Raw genomic sequence first — 5,180 nt, forward strand, 5'->3', positions numbered from 1 at the left:
GCTGACGCCCCGACGGTTGACGCCCGCCACGATCGGCGACCCGTGATCCGGTAGGGCAACGCCGATCTCGAGGAGCGCACGTGGCGGGACGACTGGACGGGACGACCGCGGTGGTGACCGGGGCGTCGAGCGGCATCGGGAACGCGACCGCGCGGGCCCTCGCGGCCGAGGGCGCCACGGTGGCGCTGCTCGCGCGGCGCCGCGAGAAGCTCGACGACCTCGCGCAGGAGCTCGGCGAGGGCGCCGAGGTGCACGAGGTCGACGTGTCCGATGCGGACGCGGTGCGGCAGGCGATCGAGGCGGTCGTCGCGGAGCACGGACAGATCGACGTCCTCGTGAACAACGCCGGCTACGGCACCATGGACCCGGCGCTCGAGGCCGACCTCGGCGAGTGGCAGAAGATGGTCGACGTCAACCTCACGGGCGTCCTCGCGACGACGCACGCGGCCGTCTCGCACCTGACGAAGGCGGCTCGGGGGCCGCGCGGGATCGCCGACGTCGTGACGGTGAGCTCGGTGGCCGGCCGCACCGTCACCGGGCCGGGCAGCAACGTCTACGCGGCCACGAAGCACGCGGTGAACGCCTTCTCCGAGGCGCTGCGCCAGGAGCTCGCGCCGCAGCACGTGCGCGTCGGGCTCGTCGAGCCGGGTCTGGTGGACACCGAGCTGACCAACACCGGCCGGGAGAACGCGCCGGACGCGTCCTCGGCGTCGGAGCTCGGGGTGCTCGAGGCGACGGACATCGCCGAGGCGGTCGTCTACATCGTCACCCGCCCGCCGCGCACCGCGGTGAACGAGGTGCTGATCCGGCCGACCGAACAGACCCGCTGAGGCCCGTGTGGTTCAGCCCCTGCTCTCCGCGAGCTCCCGTGCCTCCTCGTCCGAGGTGGCCGCGGGCTTGGAGCCCGGCAGCGGGCGGGCGCTGGTCTCGGGCATGAACCACACGGCGAGGGCGCCGACGATCCCGCCGAACGTGAGGTACGCCGCTGGGACCGTCAGCCACCCGGTCAGGCTGATCAGGCCCTGCACGATCACCGAGCTGGTCCCGCCGAACGCCGACACCGCGACGTTGAAGGTGATCGCGAGCAGGCCGTAGCGGACACCCGTCGGGAACAGTGCCGGCAGCGTCGAGGGCATCGTCGACTCGAAGCACACGAGGGTCAGGCCGAGCAGCACCAGCCCGGCGAGGACGCCTCCGACGCTGCCGGTCTGCAGCAGCAGGACCGCGGGCCACGACAGCACGAGCAGCAGCACGCACCCGGCGACCACGACGGGACGGCGCCCGACGCGGTCCGACAGGCGCCCGAGCGGCGGCACGATGAACAGGAGCACCACCAGGACGATCATCTGCAGAACCTGCGACGTCGTCGTGGAGATCGTCGGGAAGCCGTACTCGCCGAGCGTCTCGGTCAGGTAGGTGGGCATGACCGTCGTCAGGACGTAGCTGGAGACGTTGAACGCGATGACCAGGCCCATGCACACCAGCACCGGGCGCCAGCCCAGGCGGGCGGCGGCGCGGAAGAACTTCGTGAACGACTGCTGGCCCTGCTCGCCCGACTGCTCGGTGAGCTGCGTGAAGGCGGGTGTCTCCTCGAGCCGGTAGCGCAGGTAGAGCCCGATCGCGCCCAGCGGGAGGGCGACGAGGAACGGGATGCGCCAGCCCCAGCCCAGCATCTCGGGGGAGCTCTCGCCGAGCGTGGTCTGCAGGATCGTGACGATGCCGGCGCCGAGCACGTAGCCGGTGAGCGTGCCGTTCTCGAGCCAGCTGCACATCAGGCCTCGGCGCCGGTCGGGGGAGTACTCGGCGACGAACGTCATCGCCCCGCCGTACTCACCGCCGGTCGAGAAGCCCTGCAGGAGCCGGCACACGAGCAGGAGCACCGGGGCCCAGATGCCGATCGTGGCGTAGGTCGGGAGGACGCCGATGGCGAACGTCGCCAGCGCCATCAGGACCATGGTCGTCGCGAGGGTCTTGGTCCGGCCGATGCGGTCGGCGAGCGGGCCGAAGAAGAGCCCGCCGAAGGGGCGGACCAGGAACGACGCCGCGAAGAGTCCGGCGACGATCACCGGGCCGCCCGGGGTGCCGGGCGGGAGGAACACCGTCTCGATCGTCTTCTCGAGGTAGGCGTAGACCCCGAAGTCGTACCACTCGGTCACGTTGCCGACCCCGGCCGCCGTCACCGCCCGGCGCACGACGTTCGGCGGGGTCACGGTCACGTCGTGGGCCTCGTGCGGCCCCTCCTGCTCCGTCATGGCGCGATGTACCCACACCCCGGGCCCTCACACTCGTCGTCCTGCGCTGGACCACGATGCTCGTCATGTCCTCCGAGCAGCCCGTCCCGCACCTCTACCCGGGCAGCGGGCTCGACGCCTCTCTCGTCCCCACCTTCACCGCCGAGCCCGGGATGATGCCCAGCACGACGCTGCCCGAGCACGAGCTCGCCCCGGAGCTGGCCCACCAGCTGGTGCGCGACGAGCTGATGCTCGACGGCAACGCGCGGCTGAACCTGGCCACCTTCGTCACGACGTGGATGGAGCCGCACGCCGCGTCGTTGATGGCCGAGACCGCGGACAAGAACATGATCGACAAGGACGAGTACCCGCGGACCGCCGAGCTCGAGCGGCGCTGCGCCCGGATGCTGGCCGACCTCTGGCACGCCCCCGACGCGGTCTCCGCGCCGGGCTGCTCGACCGCCGGGTCCAGCGAGGCCTGCATGCTCGCCGGGCTCGCGTTGAAACGGCGGTGGCGTGCGCGGGTGGGCTCGGGTTCCGGACGCCGGCCGAACATCGTCATGGGCGCGGACGTGCAGGTGTGCTGGGACAAGTTCGCCAACTACTTCGAGGTCGAGCCCCGGGTGGTCCCGATGCGGGGGGACCGGTTCCACCTCGACGCCGAGCAGGCCGCGGCGCACGTCGACGAGGACACCATCGGCGTCGTCGCGATCCTCGGGTCGACCTTCGACGGCAGCTACGAGCCGGTCGCCGACATCTGCGCCGCCCTCGACGACGTCGCGCGCCGCGGGGGACCGGACGTGCCGGTCCACGTCGACGGGGCATCGGGGGCGATGATCGCGCCGTTCCTCGACCCGGACCTGGAGTGGGACTTCCGGCTGCCGCGGGTGGCCTCGATCAACACCTCGGGGCACAAGTACGGGCTGGTGTACCCGGGGCTCGGGTGGGTGGTGTGGCGGGACGTCCCGGCGCTGCCCGAGGACCTGATCTACCGGGTGAACTATCTCGGGGACGAGCTCGCGACGTTCACGCTGAACTTCTCGCGCCCCGGCGCCCACGTCGCCGCGCAGTACTACCAGTTCCTGCGGCTGGGCCGGGACGGCTACACCCGCGTCCAGCAGCACTGCCGTGACGTCGCCCGCCGGCTGGCTGACGAGCTCGGGGCGCTCGGTCCGTTCTTGCTGCTGACGCGCGGGACGGAGCTCCCGGTCGTCGCGGCCACCCTGCACCCGGGGATCACGCACTACTCGGTCTTCGACATCTCTGCCGGGCTGCGCGAGCACGGCTGGCAGGTCCCCGCCTACACCTTCCCGGCGGAGCGCACCGACCTCGCGGTGCTGCGGTTCGTCGTCCGCAACGGCCTCACCCACAGCCTGGCCGAGCAGCTCCTGGCCGACCTGCGCCGGGTGCTCGCGCGCCTCGACCGGCAGGTGGCGCCGCTGCACGACGCGCGCACCGACAGCTCCTTCAGCCACACCGGGGCGCCGAGTCCCCACTAAGGGCCGGCCGGTCGGCCTAGTCGCCGCCGGGCAGGCTCAGCTGCTGTCCCGGCATGATCAGGTCGGGGTGGGAAGCGATGTCCGGGTTGGCGTCGGCGAGGGCCTTCCACCCGCCGTCGACGCCGTGGGCGCCCGCGATCGAGCCGAGCGTGTCGCCCTGGGCGACCGTGTAGTCGCCGGTCGCGGCGTGCTTCGGGGCGCTGGTCCGGCCCGTGGACGTGCTGTGCCGGGCGGTCGTCGGCGTCTGGGTCGGCGCGGAGTGGCGCGAGGTGCTGCTGCTGACGGACTTCGTGCTGCCGCCGTGCTTGCCGCAGACCGGCCACGCGCCGATGCCCTGCCCGTCCAGGACCTTCTCCGCGACGGCGATCTGCTGCTCGCGGGAGGCGTGCTGCGGCGTGCCGCTGCCGCCGAAGGCCTTCCAGGTCGACTGGGTGAACTGCAGGCCGCCGAAGAAGCCGTTGCCGGTGTTGGCGGCCCAGTTGCCGGACGACTCGCACTGGGCGATCGCGTCCCAGTTCACCGACGGGGCGGCGTGGGCGGCGGGAGCGACCACGGTGCCGAGGGCGGCGAGGGCGAGCGGCCCGGTCGTCGTGGCGACGACCGTCGTGCGCAGGCGGGAGACGGCGCGGGGAGCGCGGTGCTTCGCGGGCAAGGCAGGACCTCACGGGAGCGGCCGCGACGGTCGTCGCCACCACGACCGGGCCGCTCGCCCTCGCCGCCCTCGGCACCGTGATCGCCCCTGCCGCCCAGGCGGCCCCGTCGGCCGGGTCCGTGAACTGGGACGCGATCGCCCAGTGCGAGTCGTCCGGCAACTGGGCCGCCAACACCGGCAACGGCTTCTTCGGCGGCCTGCAGTTCACCCAGTCGACCTGGAAGGCGTTCGGCGGCAGCGGCACCCCGCAGCACGCCTCCCGCGAGCAGCAGATCGCCGTCGCGGAGACGGTCCTGGACGGCCAGGGCATCGGCGCCTGGCCGGTGTGCGGCAAGCACGCCGGCAGCACCGCCAAGGCCGGCACCACCAAGGGCGGCACCACGGCGAGCACCTCCGGCGGCCGCCACGCGGCCTCCGGCGACACGTCCACGACGGGCCGCCACGCCACCTCGACCGGGACCGGCGCCCCCAGGCACGCAGCCGGGGACTACACCGTCCGGCAGGGCGACACGCTCGCGGAGATCGCCGACAGCCACGGCGTCGACGGCGGTTGGAAGGCCCTCGCCGACGCCAACCGGGACGTCGCCGCGAACCCCGACATGATCATGCCGGGCCAGCAGCTCACCCTGCCCGCCGCCTGACGGGCCGGACCCCCAGCTCCGGAGCACGAGATCACCCCGGGCTGCGCGCCCCGGTGTGGCTGAAGGAGCTGTCGGTGCGGGCGTCGCGCATGGGGTGTGGCTGCCCCTCGAGGCGGTCGAGCACCCGGCGCAGATCGGCGAGGAGCTGATCGGCCAG

Annotated in this window: 5 protein-coding genes; 3 read left to right on the forward strand and 2 right to left on the reverse strand. The window is 73.0% G+C overall.

The genetic code is table 11. The features are described 5' to 3' along the window. Window positions 1-80 precede the first annotated feature (80 nt). Window positions 81-830, forward strand: coding sequence for an SDR family oxidoreductase (locus AC0CYZ_RS10170; RefSeq protein WP_472214850.1), 750 nt, complete (start codon window positions 81-83; stop codon window positions 828-830). A gap of 12 nt (window positions 831-842) precedes the next feature. On the opposite strand, the gene AC0CYZ_RS10175 is transcribed toward AC0CYZ_RS10170, so the two are convergent. Continuing rightward, on the reverse strand, window positions 843-2,252 hold the full coding sequence (locus AC0CYZ_RS10175) for an MFS transporter (protein WP_472214852.1): 1,410 nt from the start codon (window positions 2,250-2,252) through the stop codon (window positions 843-845). 65 nt (window positions 2,253-2,317) lie between these two features. Between AC0CYZ_RS10175 and AC0CYZ_RS10180 the strand changes: the two genes are divergently transcribed. Continuing rightward, window positions 2,318-3,730: a glutamate decarboxylase gene (locus AC0CYZ_RS10180; protein WP_472214854.1), complete on the forward strand. Its 1,413-nt coding sequence runs from the start codon at window positions 2,318-2,320 to the stop codon at window positions 3,728-3,730. 16 nt (window positions 3,731-3,746) lie between these two features. Here AC0CYZ_RS10180 and AC0CYZ_RS10185 read toward each other — a convergent pair whose 3' ends face one another. Further along, window positions 3,747-4,382 (reverse strand): transglycosylase family protein, encoded by a 636-nt coding sequence (locus AC0CYZ_RS10185; protein WP_472214856.1) that lies wholly within the window; start codon window positions 4,380-4,382, stop codon window positions 3,747-3,749. Window positions 4,383-4,459: 77 nt separating this feature from the next. Here AC0CYZ_RS10185 and AC0CYZ_RS10190 point away from each other — a divergent pair, with 77 nt between their 5' ends. Beyond that, the gene (locus tag AC0CYZ_RS10190) at window positions 4,460-5,023 is read left to right on the forward strand and encodes a transglycosylase family protein (protein WP_472214858.1); all 564 of its coding nucleotides are present in this window, start codon (window positions 4,460-4,462) and stop codon (window positions 5,021-5,023) included. The last annotated feature ends 157 nt before the right edge of the window (window positions 5,024-5,180 follow it).

It is taken from the genome of Actinomycetospora sp., from assembly GCF_055612215.1.

What these genes read in the sequence shown, in the direction of transcription:
- AC0CYZ_RS10175 (WP_472214852.1), bottom strand. Translation starts at nt 2,252, where the DNA reads ATGACGGAGCAGGAGGGGCCGCACGAGGCCCACGACGTGACCGTGACC.
- AC0CYZ_RS10180 (WP_472214854.1), top strand. Translation starts at nt 2,318, where the DNA reads ATGTCCTCCGAGCAGCCCGTCCCGCACCTCTACCCGGGCAGCGGGCTC.